Source organism: Paenibacillus sp. 2KB_22 (assembly GCF_052115745.1).
In the GTDB taxonomy this organism is placed as follows: domain Bacteria; phylum Bacillota; class Bacilli; order Paenibacillales; family Paenibacillaceae; genus Paenibacillus.
This window is the reverse complement of sequence record NZ_JBFRHG010000005.1, coordinates 199,925-225,548: the sequence shown is the minus strand read 5'-3', so window position 1 is coordinate 225,548 and position 25,624 is coordinate 199,925. Positions and strand designations below refer to the sequence as shown.

Genomic DNA, 25,624 nt, shown 5'->3' with positions numbered 1-25,624 from the left:
GTGGCGTAGCCATAGATCCAGTGATCGTGTTGCCTTTCGATATAAGCAATAGGTAATCTCTGGAGCAAGGCTAGCCACTCGGCTTTTTTTATGATGTGATCTGATGATCTACCGGTGTTCCTTGCGATAGCGCAGCGGTGTTGTGCCGGTGACTTGTTTGAATGTTTTGTTAAAATGAGCCGTATGCTCAAAACCTACCTTCTCTGCGATCATTTGTACACGCTCTTGTGTCGACAGCAATCTTCGTTGTGCCTCTCGGACACGAACAACACGCAGGTATTCGCTAAACCGAAACCCGGTAAAACGGCTGAACATTCGGCTCAGATAGGATGGACTGATATAAAAACGATTTGCTGCACCCTCCAGCGTAAGTGGTTGGGTGTAGTTGCTGTTCACATATGTAACGATTTCACTGATTTTGTCCTGCATCGGATGTAAAGGACCAGGGCATGACTGCCGGATGTCCTCCTCCACGCGATGAATACGGATCAAAAGTTGGGCAAGCAGACTTCTTACGGCAATCTCATAGTGAGGGCGCCGCTCTTTGCATTCTTGCAGCATCTGCCACAATATACGCTCCATCTCGGGCTGTTCCGCTTCCGGCAGGCGAAGGAGTCTTGAACAATTAAAAGGCAGCAGACCACATATGCCAAGTTCCATCCCCGTTGCAAAAGCAGGCGAAAAACCGATTAAAATCCGTTCGAAGCCCGGAATGCTTCCTTTGGAGGTGGTATGTACATCGTGTGGATTAATTAGAATAAAATCACCCTTGCGGGCAGACAGAATCTGACCATTCATGGAATAAACGCGTTCACCTTCAAGCAGGTAATACAGTTCGTAGAATGGATGAGCGTGAGGCTGAGGCATACCGTTCCCATCATGTCTGCGCATATGTTCAATGGTAAATGAATGTTCACCGATTCGATATTTGGGTCCAATCCGATCTTCTATGAGACTCATGGTACAGCTCCCCTCTGCTTCACGGATTAACAACGATATCCATATCATAACGGAAAATCCATCTTTTTGTAAACGCTATCATTGGAAATGAAACATTTCTTTAATCATATGTAAAATACCGTGTGACCGAATCTGGCATGGCCCATGTGAGCTGTCAAGGTGACAAAACTTGAATGATGTTTTAGAGTAGGGGAGAGAGGCGAAACTCTGGTTAAGGAGTGTCTCCAATATGATGTAGAAGGAAGGAAACAGGTTATGACGACACATGAATTATCGCCATTGGTTGCTGCGCTCAATATGCAGCCTCACGTTGAAGGCGGTTGGTATAAGGAAGAATGGAAGGCATCCTATCAGATTCCACAGTCTGTTCTGCCGGATACATATTCCGGCCCAAGATTCTCGGCAAGTTCGACGTATTTCTTGCTGCACGCACATGAAATCTCCGAGTGGCATACAGTTCTGTCCGATGAACTTTGGCTGTGGCATAGCGGCAGTCCGGTTGAACTGAAGCTGGGCGGCAACGGGGAGAACCCGGAGAACGAGGAAGTTCTTGTTCTGGGAATGGATATTGCTGCAGGTCAATCACCACAGGTGCTCGTTCCTGCCGGCGTATGGCAGACAGCACGCCCGTTGGGTGATGAGCCTGTACTGGTCACTTGCGTAGTTGCGCCAGGTTTCCACTTTGATGATTTCAAGCTGGTATCCAAAGGTTAAGTATAACTTTTATCGCAAAATCCCGATCCAGGTGCAGACGCATCCGAATCGGGATTTTTTTCTTTTGGCAATGACTAATCCATTGGATTCTCGTTACTCATCCAGTTGTCCACATAAAACTCCTCATGATAATCTGGCTGCTGTGCGAGTTCTTTGAGCTTCTGTTCAGCTTCTTCAGCGGTAGGATATTCTCCAATAACTGCTGTAAACTGACCAGAGGACGTTTTGAGGAAGGAGATGTCCTCATCGGGATAGGATTCTTTAATTATTCCCATCGATTCTCCAAAAGGCATTGATTCTGTGCGGAGCGAGTATACCTTCCGAGGTGTGACTGGTTTGCCATCGGAAGTCAATTCCACTTCCAGGTAGCCGGGATTCTTGAATTCCGTTACGGCGTACTGTACCCCTTCTTTTAAAACAACTACGAATCCGACGGAAGAGTCGTCTAAAATCATGGAACCATATACATCTTTCACCAAAGGTTGGGTCATAAAGTCGGCTTTGACTTTCTCTACATCCATGTAACGTGCACCGCTAAACGTGAAGAGGACACGATTCGGTGCTTCTTTGTGTTCGACATTATAAGAAGGTGCATCATTGGCCTGATCCTGTTCATTGGTGCTGAAATTAATTTTAAGCGTATTTTCAGTTGCTTCTGAACCTACGGTTACCCCATCCGTAATCTTGCCGCCATCGCCGAATTGAAGCACCTGAACAATCGTTCCGACCACAGGTATTTTGACCATGGCGTTGGCGACAGTAGGAATGTTGATAATGAGCAGCAAAGCGGCACATGCTGCCAAACTGGAAGCGTAGCGAATGATACGGGATGAGCTTTTGCGAGCGGCAGCCTTTTGCTGGGCACGACGAATAACATCTGGAAGTTGAGCTGGAATTTCAATGTTTTCATAACGTTCTTTACTAGTCATAGATCTCCAACCTCTCCTTCGATTAAATCCATTTTTAATTTGTTGATAATCCGATAGAATTTTGACTTAACGGTATTCTCCGACAGGGAGAGCACTTCAGCAATCTCTCGAAAACGCATATTACCAAAGAACTTTAATATAATGTAAGCTCTATCTTCGGGCACGAGTCGATCCAGTGCATCATACAGATCCATTTTCTCTTCCGCGGATGCCCCTCGTTCTGGAGCCACAAACTCCTGTACATGATCCTCCATATAGGTCACTCGCTGGTTGCGTCGAATATGATCTATCGCTGTGTTAATCACAATTCGTGACATCCAGGAATCAAAATAAGTCATGGAGTCCATCTTTCCATAAGCGATGAACCCTTTATAGACCGCTTCGGATACGATATCCAGCGCTTCTTGTTCATTTTTAACATAGCAGTATGCCAGTCGATATAATTTATTTTGAATCTCTGTTATTTTTTCGCTGAACTGTTCTTCTTTTGTCTTTCTATGGTTCAGTCTTATCACTCCTGATCCCCCCATGATAAACCTAAATATTCAAGTCACCGCTCGTTCCAGGCCTGGATTCTATATAAGTGCTTGAGTTCGCTTTACACTCGTTAGACTGATGAGGAGATCAAATAGTTCTAAACTGTCAAAAAAACTTTTTTTGGGCACAGATTCGGTACTGAATAGCTGTCCTCGCCTCCATTCTTAACTACGAATAGATTGCCTATAACATCACATGACAAAACACCCGCTCTTCTGAGATCGAAGGCGGGTGTAATCGAATTATGATGTTTATATTAAAAATTAAAGTTGTCGGGATCAGAACCAAAGCGTTTGTTCTCGTTCAGTCCGTTAATCTGCTCTACTTCTTCCGGAGTTAACTCAAAATCGTAGAGATCGGCGTTCTCGCGAATACGCTCAGGCGTGACGGATTTTGGTATGGTCACGATGCCGTTCTGCAGATCCCAGCGCAGAATGACTTGTGCGGGGGATTTGCTGTATTTGGCGGCGATGTCCTGAAGCAACGGATGATCCATCAGATGACCTTGTCCAAGCGGAGACCAGGCTTCGATCTGAATCTGATGTTTGTTGCAATACTCACGAAGCTCCGATTGAATCAAAAGTGGATGAAGCTCGACCTGATTGACTGCAGGTTTGACCGTGGCATCAATCATGAGGTCTTCCAGATGATGAATCTGGAAATTGCTCACACCGATTGCGCGGATGCGTCCTTCCTTGTGGAGTTTCTCCAGCGCTCTCCATGTATCTTTGTACTTGCCTTTGACTGGCCAGTGGATGAGATAGAGATCCAGGTACTCCAGTTCGAGTCGTTCCATGCTTGCTTCGAAGGCGGCCAGTGTGGATTCATATCCCTGATCGCTATTCCACACTTTCGTAGTAATGAACAGATCTTCACGGGCTACTCCAGATTCACGAATACCCTGAGCGACACCTGTTTCGTTGTTATACGCTTTGGCTGTATCGATGCTGCGATAACCAGCTTGAATGGCCGTTTTGACAGCATGAACGACTTCGTCTCCGTCTTTAACTTTGAATACCCCAAAACCTAGCCATGGCATTTTGACTCCGTTATAGAGCGTGGTTGTGTCCTGCACGTGTTTCATGGTCCGAAATTCCTCCTCTGATTGATTCATTGTTCCACTATGTAATTACCCTGCTGTTCAGCAGCCAATCGATATCAAAGGGCCGTTATGATTGATTATACTAAATTATTCCTGGTATAGGAAAAGGGAGCGGTCCGTTTTACGACGTAACACAACAAATGTCCTTTTTCGCCAAGCAGAGGTTTGGTTTTGACGCTTGTGGGTGATAAGATGAAGTATACGATATATGGAAGTTAAGACTTTGCTATTGGAGAGTTTACATAAGAACAGACGAAGTGCGGAATCGGGTACAGGCCGGGCCGTGCGATTTAATGATAAAGGAGCAAGAATACAATGGCTAAACCTAAACAAACCAAAAAAGCAGCAGCCTGGTCTCTCGTGGTGATGGGAGCGGGATTTGCTGCATCCTTGCCGTTCCAGGGCGTTCCCGTGGGCAAGTTGCTGGTAGGATCGTTTGAAGCGGGACTTGTGGGTGGACTTGCGGACTGGTTCGCAGTTACCGCACTATTCCGTCACCCGCTCGGTATTCCAATTCCGCATACGGCATTGCTGCCGAAAAATCGGGATAAAATGACGGAAGGCCTGGTCTCCGCAGTAGAGAATAACCTGCTCAACAAAGACAGCATTACCGAGAAAATTGCAGATTTCAAAGCAGCAGAGACAGTGCTCGATACGTTGACACGTGAGCTTCACAATGACGGGATTAAAACCATGATTGATACGCTCTGCAAACGAATTCTGGCGGGTCTGCCGTTAGAGCAGATTGCTCCACTCGTAGCAGCTGAGATCAAGTCACAGGCGGGGGCCTTTGATCTGGGTCCGATTCTGGAACGGGCTGCTCATCAGATGACAGAGCGGGGTTACGATGCCAAAGCACTGGACTATGGGCTGAAGCAAGCCGAGGAGTGGCTGGTTAAACCCGAGACGGTGATGTTTTTGGGTGAAGGCGGAATGAAAGCGATCAGCGGCATTCAAATGAACGGCTTGATGCAGTTCGCGATGAATGCGTTCCTTGGTTATATGAACGAGGAGCGTCTGGGTGGCATTTTACAAGGATATCTCTTCGATCGGGTAGAGGATATGAAACGTGAAGGCAGCGCTCTAAGGTACAAAGTGCTTGATATGGTACGTACCCAGACGGTGCGATTGGCCATGAGCGAGGCTATGCAAGATGGAATCAACGGCTGGAAGAACAATATGCTTGAGGGCTGGAACGCAGAGGAAACGGTGCTGAACAAACTCATCGAACTGAGAGAAAAAGCGCTCGCCGCGATGGAAGATGGACAGTATGTAGATACATATGCTCTGCCTGCCATTGAACGGGTATTGGTTGATCTGCGGTCAGATCACGAGTTGATGACAAGCATGAATGCCAAGATCGTAGATGGCGTCACAACACTGCTGGAGAAAAATCATTCCAAAATCGGTAACCTCGTGCGTGAAAATGTAGATAAAATGGACAATGCCTCCTTGATCTCAATGATTGAGGATAAGGTGGGGCAGGATCTGCAGTGGATTCGGATCAACGGAGCCGTCACCGGATTTATTATCGGGATTGCGCTGACCGCTCTGCGGATGGTGCTTGAATAGGAACAGTTGATAATGGCAAAAAGGAGGGCCGCTCTTACAAAGAGCAGGCTCTTTTTGTCGTGGATGGGAAAAATCTCATGTATCTGTTGCAAGAATTAGGAAACGGGGTAATGTACACCAAAGTACCCTGAATGAATCATATAGGAAGAAAGTTACATGAAAACGATCCTGTTAGCCGATATGGCTCATGTTGATTTTGTACTATGATGCAGGTAACAGATGAATAGGGTGTACTTCACATATGGTGAACACCCTGATTCTACCCAGAGGAGGAATCCGTATTAAACGTGCAGGATGGTTGAAGGGTTTATTCACACTAATGATGGTGTTGACTATATTTCTGGGAGGTTGTCAGAACATGAATGCAAGTGAGAAGGAAGCGCTATACAAGGAAGCTGAAGCAACCGTAATTCAGCACTTCAAGCAGAAGTTCGAGCTGGATGTTGTGATTACAAGCAAAGAGTTGTTGCCGGAGATGGCAGTGTCCCAGATTGGGCTGAAAGGCCATGTGAAAGATCACGAAGATCAGAGTTTTGGCATTTCGTATGACTACAAAAAGAAGGTAACCAAGAACCTGGTCATTAGCCCTGAGATTGAAGAAGTGATGATGGCCAAGGGACATGATCCATACGCTAAATAAAGGGAGGTGTAGTTATTGAGTAACGGGTCCAACATTGATGATGAAACGTATAAAACGATGTCTGATCTGGCCTATCAGGATCAAAAGGCTGGAGACAAATTAACGGAACTTCCCGGATGGGAGGTCCTTGAAGGGACGGAAAGTAACAAACTTTCCGGTTTTGATGCCGTAACATTTTATAATCCCGAGACCAAGGAAGCCGTCATTGCTTATCGTGGTACAGAAGGAAGTGCGTCTCTGGATCGTTCGGTACCAGACTTTGTCATGGATGGTCGTATTGGGTGCGGAGAGTTGATTCGCAAGGGTCAGCAGGAGGCCGGGAATTTTGTTGATAATCTTACACCGGATTGGCTCGACAAAGGGGTGCAAGGCGTCAAGGATTTTACGGGCATATCCAAAGTGGAGAATTGGGCTGGTGACAGGGTAAGAGACGTGGAGAACTGGACCGGTGATCGCGTAAAAGATATTGAAAAAACCGTTTCCCCGACAGGCTGGGCCAATCAGATGTATCAATCAGAAGACTACGCAAGTCACATGCAGAACAAGCATAAGGATCTGAATTTCTCGATGACCGGACATTCCTTGGGTGGGGGAAATGCACAATATGCTTCTGCTTATACCGGAATTCCAGCCGTAACGTTTAGTGCACCATCGGTAATGGGCAATTTGACGCCAGAAATGCGTCGCCGGGCTGAAGCGGGTGAGTTCGACGGGCAGGTTGTGAACTATGCCAATCCCAGTGATCTGGTAGCCAGCGGAACGCTGGGCGGATATGATCGGCATGTGGGATCGACGTACTACATTAATTCCAATTATGAGGATGCAAACGATGGAGTGGGCATTATTGATAAAGCCAAGAACTCATTTGGCGGAGAGAACTATCACAGTCTGGATCAATATAATTTCAAAAATGGATACATATCCAATGATCTGTATGATCCGATTACTGGAGAGAGAGTCCGCTATTCACCACGCCTTATGGATCACATGGGGCCGTTCAGCAAGAACCTCGGTCCGTTAGGTTTCAGGTCTGGCGGCGGTATGGCTCTTGGGGCAGGTGCATCCGGCTTGATTCAGGTAACGCCAGAAGAACTGAAAAGTGTCGCCTCCCGGTGGAAGCAAAATGCACAGCAATGCAATGCTGAGCTGAATCAGGTACGAAGCCGCATGGCTCAATACCTGCATACAAGCCGAAGTCGCAGGCTGGAGCCCATTGTCACCCAACTGGACGCGTCGATTCAAGAACTTAGCACATGGCATATGAAACATACCAGCCAGTTCCTGAACTTTATTGATGAGAAAGCAGATGCCTTCCGGCAGGCGGACGAGAGTCCGGTTCATTTTAATTAGGAATCAGGTTGGTTAGTGTCGCTATCACGTACATGGGGGAGGGGAACGCAAGTGGGTGGACAATTGCTGGTGGAATTGAATGATCTTCGAATTGCGGAAAAAGAACTGACACAGCTGCTTGCCCGTCTGCAAGCCGATGAACAGGAAGCGAGGGCGCTATACAGTCGCCTGAACGATTGGAAAGGGCAGTCTGCTGATTATACAAGGCAGCAGATTGAAGAGTTTTTTGCGGGCCTGTCCAAACGTATTCAATCCATCGAAATGCAGAAGAAAAGCTTGCTGCAATATATTGAAATTATGATCCAGACGGATCAGGAACGCTAAAGAGTGGTTGGCTGATGCCATATTGCGGATGGCAATCAGCATGGATAGACAAAAAGAAGCCTATGGTACATCGGGGTTGACCCCGTATGCCATAGGCTTCTTTGCGATTGCCACAATTATTCTGGATATTATGGATTAAATGACATATTTTGATAGAAAGTTACAAAAAGGTTTTACTATAATTAGGAAGATCCAATTAATCTGTCATAGGGAGGAATCAAATTGCAAAACAAAGGGAAATGGACAAGGTGGACTGGAGCATGCGTATTAGGTCTGGGGATATTATTCATGGCTTCGTCTGTAGATGCGGCTGGGAAAACGATCTATGTATATGATGCCAACAATCGATTAACATCGGTGACGACCGCGAGTGGAAAGGTATATACATACCAGTATGATACCAACGGAAATCTATTGAAAATCGTTCAGAGTGCAACCAAGTGATAAGTACAATTCATACGAGGAGAGACTAATGATATGAAAAGAAGGTTATCCATTCTACTGATTTTCACATTTTTGGCTTCGATATTATTTCCACCCGAACTTGGGATACAACATGCCGCAGCTTCTTCATCAGATGACACACGGAATACCGTGAGTGTGACAGAAGATGTATACGGCGATGACTTATTGAACCCCGCGTTGGGAGGCGCTGTGGATTCGAATGAGCTTATTACCATTACGAGCGTATCGGAACGTTTTCAAGTGGAACGGGATTGGATCATCCTTGAACTGGGCAAAGGATACGCACTACATGAAATCTATCAGGCGTTGATTGCTCAGGAACAAGGGGATTCATATGAGGTATACATACAAGAGAGGTATCCCGATGTCTTAAATCAGTCATTCACGGCTAGTTCTGAATCGGTAACCTTTGACAATGAAGCCGGTTCGTTGGGACGGGTGGATGAGCCTTCGGTGACAGAGGCTACATACGATGATCCTGAGGCTTCTGAGACGGCATCTGTAACAGATGAGGTGTATGCATCACCTCATTCATTCGCTCTCGCTGCCAACGGTTATGATGACATCGCCTTACAGCGTCAGTCCATCAAGTTCGACCAGGCTCCTTATGGAGTGGGATCGGTAAATGATAGTATCTCCACGAGCGATGGCTCGCTCAATATAAGCGTGGTGGATCTGGTCATGCCGGGGGTAAACGGTCTTGATTTTACTCTGCGTCGCAAGTATGACAGTTCGCTGGGCAAGGACCAGATTGGTGCAAGAGTAAATCCCGATTTTAAAAACACAACCGAATCGACAACAGAAGAACAAAAATTTCCAATTGGTAAAGGCTGGACTTGGGATTTACCTTATGTGAAGCATGAAGGCGGTGGGACGTATGTTCATATTCCGGGAGTCGGTACATTCGCCGATTCTGACAGAGGTGGGCTAGCAGGCTATCCATGGGAGAATCTGGACTTTGGACTTGTACACTCCGATCTCTATGTATCAGGAGAAAAGGCTTATTATGTTTTAACAGATTACAATACCGGAATTGTTCAATATTTTGATCAGGCGGGCAACATTCTGCAAATTCGTAATCAGTATAATAACACCATTGAATTTTACTACACCACCAACGTAAATTACGGCACCGTTCTTAGTTTTGTTATGACTCGGGCTGGCAAGGGGCAGCCCGTGCAAACGATGGATTTTTCATACAGCGCGAATGAGGTCAAAGCTTCCTTTAATGATCGAGTGGTTACCTATAAAACACGAAATGTGACGAGCAACAATCGTACTCAACGCTTGCTCGATCACGTCATTGATGCAGAAGGAAGAATAACAAAGTATGGGTATCTTCGATGGAATGGCTTACTTTTCAACCTGATTGATTTCTATAAGGATTACACAGGAGTGGATCAGCAGGTCTATTGGGGATGGAATGACTGGCTCGTGTTGGCCTCCATTGAGCATCCAACCAAAGCGATGACGCAATATACTTTTGGTGGAACCGTCCTGCGCAAGCTGGGACCGACTGGTGCGGAGACCCAACCTCGATATGGTCAGCGCAGAGTGTACTACAGCACAGCAGGACAGGAAGTATCCAGCCAAATCAATGTAAGTTATAGCGGCGATATTGGTGCAGTATACGGACAAAACAATTCCTTTACGACCACGGTAGAGGATGGACTAACCAGAACCGAGTACAGTTTCAAGAAACAATTTGTCGCACATGACAAACCGGATGTGGTCTATAATACACAAACTAGTAACCGGGCAATTCTAGGGAATCAGCGGCGGGTTACAGCCTATTCGTACAATGAAGCCACTTACCGGAATGTACCGACCCGGATTGAAGAACGTTCGTATGATACAGCCGGGGCTTCCAGTGCAGCGGTCACGACCCTGCAGTACAACAATTGGGGGCAGGTGATCTCCCAGACGAATCCACTTGGAGCCACCGTCAAGTCCACCTACGAAATGAAGTTTTTAAGCGGGTATGACTTATCTCCAGTCATTGTACTTACTCAAAGTACGGAAACGGGCGGTAGCAGCCAGCAGGCAACCGCGAATTACAGTTATGATTCGGTTACCGGTTCATTAACACAGTCCGTCATACGGGATAGTCAAGGCAATCTTCTAGGCCAGACGAATTATCAATATGATGGATACGGAAACCCGATCGTTCTCCAACTGAAGAGAGAGACGGCGGATACCATCGTTCGTCAGCAGTTTGGTTACAAATCGATGTTGCCTACCCGGCAGGAAGTCCAAGTTACGGATGCGGCCGGGAAGAGTTCTACCGTTACGGTGCAAGCCGGGTATAACGACACTGGCGAAATGAACAGCTATACCGACGGCAACCAGAATACAACAACGACCACCTACGATAAGCTGGGACGTGTCACGTCCGAGAAGAACCCGGACGGAAGCATCACCACCCTGGTCTATGATGATGTCAATAATACGTTGACGGTCAAGACACCTGATCTTAGCCAAACGGTATACCGATTTGACCCGCTGGGCAGGTTGTCCAGTGAAACGAATGTACGGGGTAGCAAAACGTACACGTATGATGTGTATGACCGGATGATCGCTCAGACGGACCCCACAGGACAAACGATCACGTACATGTATGATGCCTTTGATCGGGTCATTCGCCAGCAGGATGGAACGTCCACCACTCAAATGGCTTATGATGATGCAGCACGCACCCTGACCATCACCGATGGCGAAAACAACCGCATTCGAGAGACCCATAATGTCATGGGCCAAGTTATTAAAAAGGAAGAGCTTAAGGCTAGCGGCAACGTGGCTTTGGCCACCTACACGTATGACAGCGTGGGCAACGTCATCTTTGTCACGGACGGAAACGGCAACCTGACCACAAACAGCTATGATGCCTTGTCGCGTCTCACCTTGGTGACCGATGCCGAGAATAAAAAGACAAGTTACACGTACAATCTGGGTGGTGACTTAACCAAAGTAACCTATGCAGACGGAAAGACCGTCCAGAAACGTTATGATGAGCTGGGCCGTTTGCTGGTCCAGACCGATCCGCTAGGCCAAGTCACGACCTATACGTATGATGCGAATGACAATGTGACGAAGGTGCTGGATCGCAAAGGGCAGGAACGCACCTACGTATACAACAGCCGCAACTTCCTACTGGAGAACCGGGCTAGTGACGGCACGCTCTCGTATACCTATGATGCCATGGGTCGGAGAACCGGCATGGTCGATACCACCGGAAACACCCAATATGGGTATACGCCGGTCGGTGAACTGGAGAGCATCACGTATCCAGACGGAGCTACGCTGACGATGGGTTACGATGCCCGAGGCGTACGAACTAATCAGACCTTCCAGCAAGGTAATTACACGCTCAATTTGGGTACGAAATACAAGGGAGCTTCTGTACTTCCGGCATCACTGAACGTAACCAATGGTAGCGGAACGGTCCTAGGCAGCTTCGGCTACACCTATCGGGGCAACAACAGTCTGGCCGAGCAAAGTGCCGGGTCTGGTTGGAAAGAGACCTACACATACAACGGACTGAATCTGACCGGGCTGAGCCATACGTTCCAGGGAACAAACGGTCCGAGCTACAGCTATGCCTATGATAACAACCGAAATATGACGAGCAAAACAGATCAGGGGATCGCATCCCAATTCACGTATGACAAGCTGAACCGTATCAAAACCGCCAGTCCGTATCAGGAGACCTATACCTACGATGTGCGGGATAACCGAAGCAGTCTGGAAAGTGACCGGGAGTGGAGCCCGCCTGTGCCAGCTTCTTACACCTACGATGCTCGCAATCAACTGACAGGTGCTACGGTTAACGCCCAGACGGTGAGCTACCGTTACAATGGAGACGGTCTGATGACTGAACGAAGTACGGGAGGTCAGACGACTCGTTACTACTATGATGGTCGTGGACTGCTGGTGGCCGAAGGTACAGTCGGCAGTACAGGAGCGGTGCAGATCACGGTAGGGTACGTCTATGATGCCACTGGAAAACTGACCGCCCGGCAGATCGCCGGAGAGAGCCAACTCCAGTCCTATGTGACGAATGGTCACGGGGATGTGACGGAAATCCGGAATGCGTCCGGCAATGTATTAAACCGATACACGTATGATATCTGGGGCAACCCGGAAACAACAGAAGAGACCGTCCCGAATGTCTTGCGTTATGCGGGGGAATATTGGGATGAAGTAACGGGCCTCCAGTACCTAAGAGCTCGTTGGTACGATCCGTCCACGGCCCGTTTCATTAATGAAGATACGGTGGAAGGGGAACTCACGAATCCGCTGAGTTTGCATTTATACACGTATGTGGAAAACAATCCATTAATCTATGTCGACTCTAGTGGAGAGTCCAAAAGACCAGCAAAGAATTCTTTAGAGGGGTTAGCATCTGGGAGCGGAAGTGCCAGTGCTGGTGCAGGTCGATCATCTGGAGGAAGTTTTGGTGGTGGCGGAAGTAAAGGAGGGGGTAGAGGAAGCAGTAACAGCGGATCAAGTAGTAGTAAGCCATCGACCTCAAGTAGTGGTCAGACGAGTCAAGGGACTGGGAAAATTAATAACGTCTACGATTCTATCAAAAAGGCTCCCAAGTATCCTGAAGGATTCAAAGGTGTTCAAAATGGAACAAAAAAAGTTAATGTTAATAATAAGGATGTTCTTGAAAAATTAAGAAACGTAGAATCTGGACAGTGGAAAAAAGTATATAAGGATGGTTACAATGCCAGCGGTAAAGAGGTGTCAATTCATTATTTTGAGAGTGCCTCAGGAAAGGTATTTGATGTTAAGGTTAAGTTTGGTTGGAGTAACAATTAAGGAGTGAAGAATAATATGGAATTGAATTTAAAAGTTTCTGATAAAGTTCAAATAGAAAGGATTGTATCAATTCTAGGATTAGGGATGCTAACTGCTCTTGAAGAGGGTGTGGTCAATCTCGAAGAGATAGAAGGATATTTGTTTAATCCATTTACAGTAGACATTTTAGAGAATATGGTCTTAGAGAATGCAGTAATAGAAATAATTAAATCTGGGTGTGAACTGGAGGATGTTGAGAGTTTAATACCGCAAAAATTACAATCTACTATTTCAGGGCTTAAGGAGGATACTATCAACACATTAAGGCAGTTACCGGCCCCAAACATACCCACTGAAAAACTATTTAAATGATAGGTCTCAAGGCGGTTTCTCAAATTAGTTTAAATAATAAAGATTTATAATAAACCATCATATAAAGGGATTCTGATTGGCCTAATGCCAGTTGGAGTTCCCTTTCTTATGAATTAATCCTTAATTACTTCAGATAATATTATATATTCACAAAATTCCTGATGTTATTAAAACCATTAGGTGTATTTATGTATATAAAATAAAAATAAATTACAATTTGGCATCGATCTGATCCTTCTGAAAAAATACATTTGTAATCAACGAAATCATCTGACCGAAGTAGGTACGATGAAGGCAGGGTTCGCTTTCGCTAAATGGTGATGGGCTTATGGCAGAAGGTAAATCGGAGGGCACAGGTTGGATGTAGTTGAAAATGCAGCAGGTGAACACGCTGGATTGTTTATCTATTAAGACAAGCTGAACCGCATCCACACATCCAGCCGTATCAGGGAACGTATGAACCGATACAACTATGACATCTGGGGCAACCCGGAAACAACAGAGGAAACCATCCCGAACGTCTTGCGTTATGCCGGAGAGTATTGGGACGAAGTGACGGAGCTACAGTATTTAAGAGCACGTTGGTATGACCCGTCCATGGCCCGCTTCATTAATGAAGATACGTAATTGAATCTAATTAAGGTATCACCGGTAAAATAATGGAGGTAGGATCATGGATGAGATTAAAGTTTTTTTCTTGAAGACACGGAATTAGCGGAATATGAAGCAATTAGTAAAGGGTATAGAAACGATGTCGTTGTTACTGTCTCAGATATTATATACGGTGTCTACGTATATGATATCGTAAGGCTTCAACAGGATTTCGAATCAGAATTGGAGAATTACGGTAATTTACAAGATCACCAGTGATAGGTATAAATAAAATAGCATTGCGCGAGATACTCTCTATACTCTAATTGGCGGATTCTTTAAGCGATTATGGATTGGCTCACAAAGAAGGGAATTGCTTATAAGGAATTCTTAGATTAAAAGGAGAGAGATCCATGTCTCTCTCATCATCTATTGAAATTTGTTTATCAAAGCAAATATCAGGAATGACTATTCTAAGTGAATTAGAAAAAATACGGTTGGTCTTATAACGATCACGGACATACAACTTTTCTGCCCATCGGTGACGAAGATGACTATTGTTGGCAACACATCAGTATTCCTAAAGAAGAGTTGTTAAAAATTCTAAGTGCAAAGGAAAAGCAAAGAGAATTAATCGGAGTTGGAATGACTTGGAAGTATACGAATATAGGGGGGCACTTTTTTAATTCATGAGAACGGCCATTTTTTAATGAATCCTGATATTAATCATAAAGTTGTTGAAGTAGAGGGTTACAGCAATATAACTGATATAAATTGGTACATGACCAAATTGATCCCTGTATTTGGTCCATTATTTGAGTCAGTTTCTTACGAAGAACATGTATAAGTTCTTTCCCCTGATGAAACCTTGAGGCGAAACATCCTTAAGGTTGTTTTCTTATAAAGAATTAATCAGTAGCTCTCCGCATGCTAGCCTTCGGCTGGAGCAGGGATGAGAACGTATGGTTTGGGAGAAATGATTTCAGGTCTCAGGTCGTCTCGGTAAGATCAGTTATCAAATTGGTGGGGCGGAAGTAAAGGTGGCTCTTCTGGTAGTAAGCCATCGAGTTCAAGTAGTGGTCAGTCTACGAAACCTACTAGTGATGGTCTAGTCAAAGATACTGGTAGTATTTCTAAGAACACTGCAAACCTGAGAAAATGGGCGCAAGCAAAAGGTTGGGTACAACAAAATACTTCAGGAGGCGTCGAACAATGGGGAATAAAAGGTAAGGATGGAGTATTTAGTTGGGGGCTGGAAATTAAATCTGAAGCAAGTACAAGAGAAGGCTTACAAGCAGGAAGTAATCAACCTCGTTTTGATGCAAGATTAGATGATAAGGGATCATATATCAATCCTTTTACTGGTGAAATGGGTGATCGAAGCATAGGTACACATAATCCCCTTGGGAGCTGATTAGTATGAATAAAAAGATTCTATTGGAAATCTTGTTAGATCCTAAAACAAGTGATGCAGAGAAAGATGATGCAGTAATTGACTTGGGAATTAATTTTCAAGATGAGGAGACAATCGATTTTCTAATTAATGTTTCAAACAATAATTGCTATGATGAGATGGTAGTGGCAAGTTGTGGTGAGTCTTTAGCACACATTTGGATTAAGAACGAACAAATTAATTATAAAAAATTATTAGAGCTAAAAGGTGTTGCATTAGCTGAAGCATTCAGAGATGAATCAAATTTAGGTATGTGAAAGCCCTGAAGGTTCTCTTTTAGGGCTTTTTAAGCAATGTATAGAGAACAGGTTGCTTAAGGTTACTCTTCATTGGAGAATCAATAAAGATAACAAGGTGAATAAGACTTTGAAGAAAAATCTTGCTTAATGTATTTAATCACAACAGGTTAGGTGCACAACTCAAGTGGAGCTACAAGATCGGTAAGTGCCGGGTGAGAACGGAATGCAAACGTACTGGAAGAACGGTTACCGGGAGATCAACGCACTGAAAAATGCAGCAGGTGATACACTAAATCGTTATACCTATGATACGTGGGACAATCCACGAGTGATGGAAGAAGAGACCCCGAATGTGCTCCGATATGCGGTAAATACTGGGATGAGGAAACAGGACTCTGATATTTACGTTGGTATGATCTGAACCTGTGGCGTTTCCTCAATGAGGATACCTAAGAAGGGGATAACGCAGAACCGAACAGAGTTAACATGTATATGTATGTGGAAAAGAACTCGTTAATCTATGTCGACTTCAGCAGAGAGTCCAAAAGACCGGTAAAGAACTCTTTGGAGGTATTGGGTGCAGGAAGTACCAGTGCTGGTGCAGGTTGATCATCTGGAGGAAGTTTTGGTGGGGGGCGGAAGTAAAGGTGGAAGTGAATCGGCTGGTAGTAAGCCTAAGCCATCGACTTCAAGTCACGGGCAATCGAGTCAAGGATCAGTTAAGGCTATCAACGTCTCTGAATCTAAAATGTATCAACTTGGTGATCATTTTAATAAACACGGAAGGGGGATGGGGTATGAATCTAAAAAAGCCTATGATGCAGCAGCTAAAGAATTTGCTACAAAGAATCAAAACAACCCTAAGTCCAGTATTGTTGAAGGAACTTGGAACGGTTCAGGGTCGTTAAATGGAGCAACTCAACGAGCAATAACTTACGATGGGAAAACAGTTATTATTGATGTTAAATCAGGCCAAGTCATTGACTTCTTCATAGGTAAGGAATTCAAAGGTATAAATATCATAAAATTACAATAAATGAGGTGGGTCGCGTTGTCCGAAAAAATTATCAATAGTAAGTGTATGGGGCGTTATCAGCTTGGGTGGACTATGGACGATTTAAAAAAAGAAATTTATGGGGATTATACAGAAGAATCTTTGGAAAATCATTACACTCTAACTACGGAGAACTTGAAGTTCTGGATATTAAAAGAGAGAGAGGTTATATCGCAAATAATGGCTTTCGGTTCTTATTCCGGCAAATTCTTAGAATGTATAGGGATAGGCAATAACATGCTAGATTTAAGCCGGATTGGTGTCAGGTATAATAAAGAAGATTATGTATATACACTTCAAGATTATCCTGGAATTTGTTTTGAGCTTGAGGATATTGAGGAATGGAATGAACTCACTGCGCCAATAGAGTATATTTCAATATTTAATGTTTAGCAAAGAATGATATTTTAAGAAATAAAGCTTATTTAGATTTGTGAAAAGTTTTGAAGATTGCTGAAGATCCTGCCTTTAGAATTAGACATTGGGAAAAAAACAAGGTTTAAACGATAAAATTTGAAGTGCACCCTGAGGATTGTTTTTATGGCGAGGTTACAATGCAAATGTGGTGCAACATTATCTAACTCAAAAGCACCTAATGACGTTGAATTAAGGGTATACACCGACAAGAGTGGGATAATATTAAAAATTAGGGAACGCAATTGACCCAGGAACAATACCATTTCCTCGATATGATGTATGGAGATGCTTAAACTGTGAGAGAATTTATGTATTTGATCAGGATACTGTAATAAAGACATATATACTGGATAGCAACGATTAGAATAGTGAGAATACCTCTTTAGTATACCTTAACGACCATCTGCTCAAAGCAGGTGGTCGTTTAATTAATGTAATTTGTGCAGACGGAATGACCGTCCAGGAACGTTATGACGAGCTTGCTGTTTGCTGGTCCAGACCGAAATAAAGGTTAAGGTGATTGTATGGAAATTCAAAAGAGAATAGATTCGTTAATTCAAGATTTGAAATTCGAGAGAAGTAATGTTAATGGCATTCCTTTATTATTCTACAATGGAGTTTTCTACAAAATAACATTTGTTAAAGGTCTTGATTCATATGTCATGAAATTTGCAAAAAGTTATGATGAAGCAATCAAAAATATGTTTGAGGATGGGGATGTATATCCTGTTTCATTGGGTGAAGATCAATTGATTAGTGGGTTGCAATCGGGCGGCTGTTGTAAGGTTTCAAGTGCTAAAGATCTAATTGGAAAGACTTTGAGGAGTGCTTAACCAAGCAGCTAGGTGGGGAGGGAAATTGGGTGGATTTAGGAAAACAAATCAGATAGGGGTAATATATAAGTTGAACTAATCATTTAAACGATTATGAGAAGATCAGGAAAAAGCTGCAATAAGCGAAGCGTTCTCCTTTGTCACCGGATTTTCCCTTTAAAGTATCACCGGTAAAATAATGGAGGTGGGATCATGGATGAGATCAAAGTTTATTTTCTTGAGGACACGGAATTAGCGGAATATGAAGCAATTAGTAAAGGGTATAGAAACGATGTCATTGTTACTGTCTCAGATATTATATACCGTGTATACGTATATGATATCGTAAGGCTCCAACAGGATTTCGAATCAGAATTGGAGAATTACGGGTACTATTCAATTGAACCAAATTTAGTTTTAGTGAGAGAAGTAAGTAAAGAGAATATTCAATTAACGATTAAGGCGCTATATGAACAAAAATATTTTGAAAATTTAAAACCTATTGATAAAAGTAGCATCGGTGATTTTTTTATAAAATAACAATTTGTATGTTTCGATAAATAAAACTAGTTAGTTTTTACTTATCGAAAGTTATTTAAAAGATCACCAGTGATACGAATAAATAAAATAGGGTTGCACGAGATACTGTCTATACCCAAATCTTCATATTCCTCAAGCAACTGAGGATTGGCTCACAAAGAAGGGAATTGGTTTAAGGAATCCTTAGATTAAGAGAAGAGATGATCGATGTCTGTCTCATTATCTATTGAGATGTACTTATCAGGGCAACTATGAGAATATCTAATTTAAGCAAATGGAGTGCTCGAGGTATGACCTTTTCACCCCCGTCGAGTTTGAACCTGTACGTATAGAACAATCCATTAATCTATGTCGACTCCAGCCGAGAGTCCATAAGGCCGGCAAAGAACCCTTTGGAGGGGTTGGGGGCAGGTAAATTTATTTTTGATCAATTTAAAAAGGGATTACATTAATAATCAAGGAGTTGAGAAGTTTGAACACCGATGAACTCTTAAACTGGGCTTCAACAAACGATATAATTGAACGTGCTAAAAAAGCCTTTTGGTCATATATGGAAAACTATAAAATGGAGGAGCCGGATGAGTATAGAGAGTTATTTGATAATGTGGATTTGAATCTTTTAGATACAAACATTAGCAAAATAAGCTTAACAATTAGTTATAGATTTGACGAGCCGGTTAGTTTTGTATCTGTATTTATAGAAATTATTTATGAGGAAGAAGAGTTGTGTATTTATGAGTCCTTATTTTCACTAGATGGAAGTGAGTTAGATGATTATTTAAGAATGACAAATTAGAAGAAAGGTCTATATTTGGTGGAGTTACGAAATTTAAATCAGGTATGAGTAGTGCTAGACATGAGATTCAAACACAAAATGATGCCACTTACTCTCTATACTCTAATTGGCGGGTTCTTTAAGCGATTATGGATTGGCTTACAAAGAAGAGAATTGTCTTAAGGAATTCTTAGATTAAAAGGAGAGATGATCCATGTCTATCTCATCATCTATTGAAATATGCTTATCAAAGCAAATATCAGGAATGACTATTCTAAGCAAATTAGAAAAATTCGGTTGGTCGTATAACGATCACGGACATGCAACTTTCCTGCCTATTGGTGACGATGATAATTATGCTTGGCAACACGTAAGTATTTCTAAAGAAGATTTGTTAAAGATTCTAAGTACAAAAGAAAAGCAAAGAGAATTAATCGGGGTTGGAATGACTTGGAAAGATACGAATAGAGGAGGTACTTTTTTAATTCGTGAGAACGGCACTTTTTTAATGAGTCCTGATATAAACCGTAAAGTTGTTGAAGTAGAGGCTTACATCAATATAACTGATATAAATTGGTACATGACCAAATTGATCCCTGTATTTGGTCCCTTATTTGAATCAATTTCTTACCAAGAACATGTATAAAGTTCTTTTACCCTAATGAAAAACCTTGAGGAGAAACATCCTCAAGGTTTTTTTGTCAGAAATTAAAGGGCAACTTTATAAACAAAATACCCTATAAGATGAAATGTTCCATGGTGTTGAAATTAAAGGGTACATTTAATATCGGGGTTTCCCGTATGCCATAGGCTTCTTTGCTATTTCAAATTAATGTGTGCTGCTAAGCGTTCTTAACGTTTTTTGCGACGTGTCGCCAGAGCGATTCCCAGGAAGGAGAGGATCAGGGCCAGAATGGATACAATCAATGTGGCCTGTTGAAGCTTCAATGTACCTGGGTCTGTATCCGTGTTATTCGGCTCACCTGTAACGGTGTCATTGAGTGCATCGCCCAGCGTGGTGTCATCGTTTGCTTTGCTATCATCGGTAGCTGCACTATCATGTCCTTCATCGGAAGTACCGGCGCTATGATGATCTCCACCTGCCGCAGCATTACCAGCAGCAGCCGGATCTTCACTAATCGTTGTAATACTATGCGGGTTGTTGTCACTTGGTTGGCCTGTCCATTCTACGATGCTGCCATCGCTGTAGTATTGGAAGGCATCCCAAGCAACTTCAGCTTCGGTCTTCGGGTTCTGTGCAACAAAGTTGAATTGTTGGAATTGTCCTGCGATGATGCCCTCGTTATCGCCTTCAACTTCCCATGTGATCGATGTGACTTCATTGGAATCGTTCTTCTCGGTGGTGATTTTCCAGCCTGCCAGTGGCTGATATTGCTTGAATGCCACACCTTCCGGAACTTTCATGGTGATTTTGGTTGTAGGCAGATCTTTCTCGGATGGAATCTTAATCGTGTATGTCTGCCATGCGCTTGTCTGTGCAACGGATGGGCTAACGGTAACGTGAGCGCTAGCGAAACCGGCGAATAGCATGAATGCCGCGGTACCTGTTGCGATAGTGGATGTTAGTTTGGAAATCCATGATGTTTTCTTCAAAATAAATAACCCCTCTCAGTTCTTATCATATATGATGCGGCTCATTTTCTTAAATGAGTGTCTACGCTCTGCAAAGGCCGTTTCGGTTACGAATGGTTCTTTCGAGTGATTAAAAGCAGTTACACTTGCTACTTCGATGACAGAATAGCCTTCCGATCGCTGTTATCCCCAGATTTTTTGCATTCCCTTTTCTCAAAGGGGAAAATCCGGGGATAGCATATGCTTCCGAAGCAGCTTTCTTTCAGAAAGCTTTTAGGCGAACGCTTCGCTTCTTCACGCTATTTCTGTCCTCTCCGTTCTCGTGTAAATCAGAAAGCTTTTAGCTCCGCTTCTCCAGAATCAATTTCGTTCCCTTCACTACATTTGCAGTTAGTAGAAACACTGATTTTAGAATGGGTCACTTTTCAATATAAACGTTGTGTAACTATGGTTTGGCGGTGTCGATCTCGAACTCGGCATCCAGTGCATCCAGCGATTTGGTTAGCAGATGTACCTTGATATTCCAACGTCCAGGCATGGAGATGTAATCTTCAGCCTTGTACACACCGGTGTCGTTTTTCGGAATGGTAATCTCATAGATCCCCATATCCATGTCCAGATGTGTGAGTGACAGCGTGATCTGTTCCAGATCATTAACGATACTGCCATCTGCACGTTTGACATCAACTTCGAATTGGTTCTCTCCCGTCACATTGGGACTCACCTGAAGTGTGATCGCCGAGCCATCATCTGTAGTCTTTGTCTCCTGATACGGTCCAACTGCCGTCGGTTGTCCTGGAGACAGATGTGTCAGTACGGCAGCAAGAGCAAGAATTACAGCACCAGTAGCAAGCTCGGCTTTCAGGCTGCCGGACAATCTGCTCCCCGTTGCTGCTCTAGCGAGTCGCGCATGACGCCATGCAAAGAGAACCATCACAATCAGCAGGACGATCTTGCCGATCAGAACAAGACCATAGGCTGTAGTGAACAAGGAGGTCAGTACAGGAGCTGGTAGAATAATCAGACTGCTGTATATTCCTGTAGCGACCAGAGCGGCTACGGCGCCAATCCCCCAAGCGGTAAACCTGCGTATGGCAGTCCAGTAGACTTCTCCTCGCACCTTCGAAGGCAGCTTGTCGGCGAGGGGAGGCAGACATATCGCCATGGCAGTCAATGCACCAATCCAGAAAGCGGCACCGATCAGGTGCACGAAGTCCATGGCAATCGCGAGAGCACGTTGATCCGCCGCAGCCGGATGTCCCGTCATGGCATGAGTGGACAGCCATCCAAGCACGAGCACGAGTGACCCGTAAGAAGACCAGATGCGAGCACGGATGGATCGATCACGATCATATCCGGAGAGAATCGTGACGGCCAATAGCATGACAATGAGCATCTGTAACATCCAGATCTGACCAAAAGATGTCAGTTTGAGGGCACTCCCAATCAGTCCCCAACTTAGTTCGTTCAGAGCCACACCAGATTCATATAACGTATTCAGTGGCAGGCTGACCAGCGCGGCAAAGGAAGCGGCAGCATAGCTGATCCATAACAATCTGTAGCTACCCGGAACGTCCATAGGTTCTCTTGTCATGGATGTTGGTGCGATTCGCAGCAGCAAGAATGCAAGTGTCCCCAGGATGACAGACAATCCGAGATACTGAATCCAGTCTGTCAGGGATACGATCCATTTCAGCGGCCCACCTGTTGAACCGGAACCAGATGTAAGATCGCTTAGTCCGGCAGGAGAACCGGATGGTTCACCGATATGGAAAACATAGGCGCCTTGAATCGGGTGCCCATCGGCAGACACAGCTTTCCAGTTGACGGCATAAGTCCCGTTCCCGAGTCCAGCCCGCAGGCCAGTCTCCAGAATATGAGGTCGATTCGCATCAATCTGTACCGTTCCGTCATCTGCCTGAGTACCGTCAGGCCCGGTAATTTTAATATCATAAAAAGCCGTCTGCAAGGATTCGTTGAACTCCAGCGTCAGCCGCTCCGGAGCGGTTACGAGTATCTCGTTCTCTCCTGGCGAAGCCTTAACAATATAAGCATGGGCAGATGCCCACTGTGGCATAACAAGGCAGCACACAAGCAACAGGCTGGTGACCAATGCCCAGTGCCGTTTGCCCCATTTCAGGGTAAAGCTTGTCAAAATCAAAAAATCATCACCCTCAGGTTATAGATTTGTAGTCATACATGGCCCATTAAACACAATCTAACCCATTATAACTTTGTCCAAAATGACTGCGTATGACTACATTGGGCTATAAAAAAACGATTTGTTCTGCATAATTGTGACAAAAGCATGAATGTGTATGGTACAGAGCACCCATCTCGTCTTATGTTACAAATCTCATATTGGTGTGGGATACGTTCATGCTACCATTCACATATTGCTACGAAGCCACGCTATTTGCGAAGTTTACGTCCCGCAAGCCCGCTTTCTAGCGCATAGCGGGTGAGTTGTACCCGGTTTTCAAGCTGGAGCTTCTGCAAAATGTTTTTAAGATGATTCTTCACCGTTTGGTCTGAAATACCGAGCTGATCGGCGATCTCCCGATTGGTATATCCTGCGGATACCCATTGCAGAATCTCAAGCTCCCGCGCCGTAAGTGGATTATCTTGCACATCTTCACTGCGTGGTGCGGGAAACTCCTGCAAAATCCGGTAGGCCAGTTCCTTACTGAGCGGTGCATCGTCGCTGACGATGGCGCGCAGGTATTCAAGCCAGGTAGAAGGCGTTAGATTTTTGAGCAAATAGCCTTGAGCACCTTGCTTCAGTGCTTCGAACAGGAAGGTCACATCATCCGATACCGTGACCATAACAACAATAACATAAGGGAATCGCAGCTTGATCTGACGGGTGGCTTCCAACCCATCCATGTCCGGCATCTGCACGTCCATCAGGATCAGGTCAGGCATCCATTGTCCGGTGAGCTCCAACGCTTCCTGTCCGTTCGAAGCTGTGCCAATCACTTCAAACAGGCTGTCTTCGGATAAAATGCTACAGATCGCTTCACGCGCATGCGCATGATCATCAACAACCAATACACGTACATGTTCCATATTAAGCATGCTCCTTTCCAATTGTCATTCGTGTATGCCCCGGTCTTGAATCGAGGGTGAAAGACCAACCCATCTCGGCAGCACGTTCCTTCGTAATTCGCAGTCCGTACCGATCCTTCAGATGAAGAGGATCTCCGTTTAGTCCGTTACCATTATCCTGAATATAAATGAACCAGGCAATGGGGTTACCTTCCGCGTGAACCTGAACGTGGGTAGCCTGTGCATGTTTGCGTACATTCAGTAAAGCCTCCCGGATACAGGCGAGCAGTTCCACTTGCTCCTTGGCAGAGAACGTTACACCCCTCAGGTCCCAATGAATCTTTGCACCAGGTACGGTTTCCTTGACGAGCATTTCGACCTGCGCATGCAGTGAAATAGTTTCTGATGTTACGGTAGAGGAAGGAACATAACGCAATTGGGCAATCGCTTGCCTTACATATGTATTGACTTCATGCACGGTTTTTTGAATCTCCTGGATCTCATGCTCATGTCCGGTTCCTGCCAGACTACGGCCTGCTTTGTCGGTCTTCACTGACAGCAGGAAGAGAGACTGAGATATGCCATCGTGAAGTTCCCGGGCCAATTGGTCACGAGCTTCCAGAGCTGCTTTCGCTGCGCGTTCCTGCTCCAGAGCAGCCCTGGCACCTTCGAGCATGTGGAACAATCGGCTGAGCAGTGTCACGCTGACGAGGTAAACGATGACCGGCGTTAACCAGTTCCCGGCATCCATTGAAAGGTACGGCATCAGAAACTGATGGCGAATATATTCCCAGATGCCAACCGTAAATGTGGGGATCAGCAGAATCATCCATTTGATTTGTTTATAGGACATGAATGCAGAACTCCTTTGATCTAGGATTAACGGAATAAGGTAATTTATTTATACAGGGATGGGACCATTATAACGCAAGCTTGTCCAAGACCCTAGTCTGTGTGTTTGGAGAAAGCTGGGGAGGATCAGGGAGTATTTAGAAGGATATCTAAGAACGACAAGGGGTGAAATGTTGTCACGCTAGGTGAGGGTTGGTGTGAACAGCTGAGGAAGGCTGAGTCCGTTTTCCCTATCGGAGAAGGTCCTCTATACTTATATAGAACGTGAATTCATTACAAAACATGTTAAGGAGTGAAGCAACAACATGAGTCAAGAAGTATTGGAACGTCGCAGTGAATTGCTCAAAAAGAACATTCACCAGATGCTTGTTCAAGACAATCAGCACGGTATCAGTCGCCAAGACAACATGTTTTTGCAGCAGATGATCAAAGAGCTGCATCAGACCTCACATGAACTGAATACCAAATCTTAATGTAGAATC

At 44.5% G+C, this 25,624-nt stretch carries 25 protein-coding genes and 1 pseudogene; 18 read left to right on the top strand and 8 right to left on the bottom strand.

All coding sequences use genetic code 11. The features are described 5' to 3' along the window. Positions 1 to 108: 108 nt before the first annotated feature. Positions 109 to 960, bottom strand: a complete 852-nt coding sequence (locus AB4111_RS25015; RefSeq protein ID WP_442033646.1) for an AraC family transcriptional regulator — start codon at positions 958 to 960, stop codon at positions 109 to 111. Positions 961 to 1,215: 255 nt separating this feature from the next. Between AB4111_RS25015 and AB4111_RS25010 the strand changes: the two genes are divergently transcribed. Further along, complete coding sequence (locus tag AB4111_RS25010; protein WP_076216501.1) at positions 1,216 to 1,674, top strand: cupin domain-containing protein; 459 nt, start codon at positions 1,216 to 1,218, stop codon at positions 1,672 to 1,674. 74 nt (positions 1,675 to 1,748) lie between these two features. On the opposite strand, the gene AB4111_RS25005 is transcribed toward AB4111_RS25010, so the two are convergent. From AB4111_RS25005 to AB4111_RS24995, 3 genes are all read right to left on the bottom strand, one after another. Continuing rightward, entirely contained in the window at positions 1,749 to 2,603 is an 855-nt protein-coding gene (locus AB4111_RS25005) for a hypothetical protein (protein WP_442033645.1), read from the bottom strand. Continuing rightward, complete coding sequence (locus AB4111_RS25000) at positions 2,600 to 3,118, bottom strand: sigma-70 family RNA polymerase sigma factor (protein WP_442033644.1); 519 nt, start codon at positions 3,116 to 3,118, stop codon at positions 2,600 to 2,602. The genes AB4111_RS25005 and AB4111_RS25000 overlap by 4 nt, the downstream gene beginning before the upstream one ends. Before the next feature lie 278 nt (positions 3,119 to 3,396). Continuing rightward, a complete protein-coding gene (locus tag AB4111_RS24995; protein WP_105601560.1) occupies positions 3,397 to 4,224 on the bottom strand; it encodes an aldo/keto reductase in 828 nt (275 codons plus the stop codon). Between the two features lie 333 nt (positions 4,225 to 4,557). Here AB4111_RS24995 and AB4111_RS24990 point away from each other — a divergent pair, with 333 nt between their 5' ends. The 16 genes and pseudogenes from AB4111_RS24990 to AB4111_RS24915 all read left to right on the top strand — a co-directional run bounded on the left by AB4111_RS24990 (position 4,558) and on the right by AB4111_RS24915 (position 20,295). After that, entirely contained in the window at positions 4,558 to 5,814 is a 1,257-nt protein-coding gene (locus tag AB4111_RS24990; protein WP_442033643.1) for a DUF445 domain-containing protein, read from the top strand. A gap of 358 nt (positions 5,815 to 6,172) precedes the next feature. Beyond that, complete coding sequence (locus AB4111_RS24985) at positions 6,173 to 6,454, top strand: hypothetical protein (RefSeq protein ID WP_143786547.1); 282 nt, start codon at positions 6,173 to 6,175, stop codon at positions 6,452 to 6,454. Positions 6,455 to 6,511: 57 nt separating this feature from the next. Further along, the gene (locus AB4111_RS24980; protein ID WP_442033709.1) at positions 6,512 to 7,804 is read left to right on the top strand and encodes a lipase family protein; all 1,293 of its coding nucleotides are present in this window, start codon (positions 6,512 to 6,514) and stop codon (positions 7,802 to 7,804) included. A 51-nt stretch (positions 7,805 to 7,855) separates the two neighbouring features. Continuing rightward, positions 7,856 to 8,128 (top strand): hypothetical protein, encoded by a 273-nt coding sequence (locus AB4111_RS24975; RefSeq protein ID WP_091018402.1) that lies wholly within the window; start codon positions 7,856 to 7,858, stop codon positions 8,126 to 8,128. A 222-nt stretch (positions 8,129 to 8,350) separates the two neighbouring features. Continuing rightward, positions 8,351 to 8,572: an RHS repeat domain-containing protein gene (locus AB4111_RS24970; RefSeq protein WP_442033642.1), complete on the top strand. Its 222-nt coding sequence runs from the start codon at positions 8,351 to 8,353 to the stop codon at positions 8,570 to 8,572. A gap of 33 nt (positions 8,573 to 8,605) precedes the next feature. Continuing rightward, positions 8,606 to 13,417: an RHS repeat-associated core domain-containing protein gene (locus AB4111_RS24965; protein WP_442033641.1), complete on the top strand. Its 4,812-nt coding sequence runs from the start codon at positions 8,606 to 8,608 to the stop codon at positions 13,415 to 13,417. Positions 13,418 to 13,432: 15 nt separating this feature from the next. After that, entirely contained in the window at positions 13,433 to 13,768 is a 336-nt protein-coding gene (locus AB4111_RS24960) for a DUF3969 family protein (RefSeq protein ID WP_442033640.1), read from the top strand. Between the two features lie 456 nt (positions 13,769 to 14,224). Continuing rightward, positions 14,225 to 14,392, top strand: a pseudogene (locus AB4111_RS24955) (RHS repeat-associated core domain-containing protein); the annotation flags it as partial. 1,386 nt (positions 14,393 to 15,778) lie between these two features. Then, positions 15,779 to 16,069 (top strand): hypothetical protein, encoded by a 291-nt coding sequence (locus tag AB4111_RS24950; RefSeq protein WP_442033639.1) that lies wholly within the window; start codon positions 15,779 to 15,781, stop codon positions 16,067 to 16,069. A 205-nt stretch (positions 16,070 to 16,274) separates the two neighbouring features. Continuing rightward, complete coding sequence (locus AB4111_RS24945; protein ID WP_442033638.1) at positions 16,275 to 16,472, top strand: hypothetical protein; 198 nt, start codon at positions 16,275 to 16,277, stop codon at positions 16,470 to 16,472. Positions 16,473 to 16,628: 156 nt separating this feature from the next. Continuing rightward, positions 16,629 to 17,087 carry a hypothetical protein gene (locus AB4111_RS24940; protein WP_442033637.1) on the top strand — a complete coding sequence of 153 codons (459 nt, stop codon included), beginning with the start codon at positions 16,629 to 16,631 and terminating at the stop codon, positions 17,085 to 17,087. A gap of 15 nt (positions 17,088 to 17,102) precedes the next feature. After that, positions 17,103 to 17,498, top strand: coding sequence for a hypothetical protein (locus AB4111_RS24935; RefSeq protein ID WP_442033636.1), 396 nt, complete (start codon positions 17,103 to 17,105; stop codon positions 17,496 to 17,498). A gap of 548 nt (positions 17,499 to 18,046) precedes the next feature. Beyond that, entirely contained in the window at positions 18,047 to 18,355 is a 309-nt protein-coding gene (locus AB4111_RS24930; RefSeq protein ID WP_442033635.1) for a hypothetical protein, read from the top strand. Positions 18,356 to 18,547: 192 nt separating this feature from the next. Next, positions 18,548 to 18,874: a hypothetical protein gene (locus AB4111_RS24925; protein WP_442033634.1), complete on the top strand. Its 327-nt coding sequence runs from the start codon at positions 18,548 to 18,550 to the stop codon at positions 18,872 to 18,874. A gap of 472 nt (positions 18,875 to 19,346) precedes the next feature. Continuing rightward, positions 19,347 to 19,670 (top strand): hypothetical protein, encoded by a 324-nt coding sequence (locus AB4111_RS24920; RefSeq protein WP_442033633.1) that lies wholly within the window; start codon positions 19,347 to 19,349, stop codon positions 19,668 to 19,670. A 193-nt stretch (positions 19,671 to 19,863) separates the two neighbouring features. Beyond that, the gene (locus AB4111_RS24915) at positions 19,864 to 20,295 is read left to right on the top strand and encodes a hypothetical protein (RefSeq protein ID WP_442033632.1); all 432 of its coding nucleotides are present in this window, start codon (positions 19,864 to 19,866) and stop codon (positions 20,293 to 20,295) included. Between the two features lie 206 nt (positions 20,296 to 20,501). Here the strand turns inward: AB4111_RS24915 and AB4111_RS24910 are convergent, their stop codons facing one another. The 4 genes from AB4111_RS24910 to AB4111_RS24895 all read right to left on the bottom strand — a co-directional run bounded on the left by AB4111_RS24910 (position 20,502) and on the right by AB4111_RS24895 (position 25,143). Beyond that, positions 20,502 to 21,263, bottom strand: coding sequence for a YcnI family copper-binding membrane protein (locus AB4111_RS24910; protein WP_442033631.1), 762 nt, complete (start codon positions 21,261 to 21,263; stop codon positions 20,502 to 20,504). 424 nt (positions 21,264 to 21,687) lie between these two features. Next, positions 21,688 to 23,403 carry a copper resistance CopC/CopD family protein gene (locus tag AB4111_RS24905; RefSeq protein ID WP_442033630.1) on the bottom strand — a complete coding sequence of 572 codons (1,716 nt, stop codon included), beginning with the start codon at positions 23,401 to 23,403 and terminating at the stop codon, positions 21,688 to 21,690. Positions 23,404 to 23,654: 251 nt separating this feature from the next. Beyond that, on the bottom strand, positions 23,655 to 24,311 hold the full coding sequence (locus tag AB4111_RS24900; RefSeq protein ID WP_017691021.1) for a response regulator: 657 nt from the start codon (positions 24,309 to 24,311) through the stop codon (positions 23,655 to 23,657). Between the two features lies 1 nt (position 24,312). Continuing rightward, a complete protein-coding gene (locus tag AB4111_RS24895; RefSeq protein WP_442033629.1) occupies positions 24,313 to 25,143 on the bottom strand; it encodes a sensor histidine kinase in 831 nt (276 codons plus the stop codon). 304 nt (positions 25,144 to 25,447) lie between these two features. On the opposite strand from AB4111_RS24895, the gene AB4111_RS24890 reads away from it, so the two are divergent. Next, a complete protein-coding gene (locus tag AB4111_RS24890; protein ID WP_017691019.1) occupies positions 25,448 to 25,615 on the top strand; it encodes a hypothetical protein in 168 nt (55 codons plus the stop codon). The last annotated feature ends 9 nt before the right edge of the window (positions 25,616 to 25,624 follow it).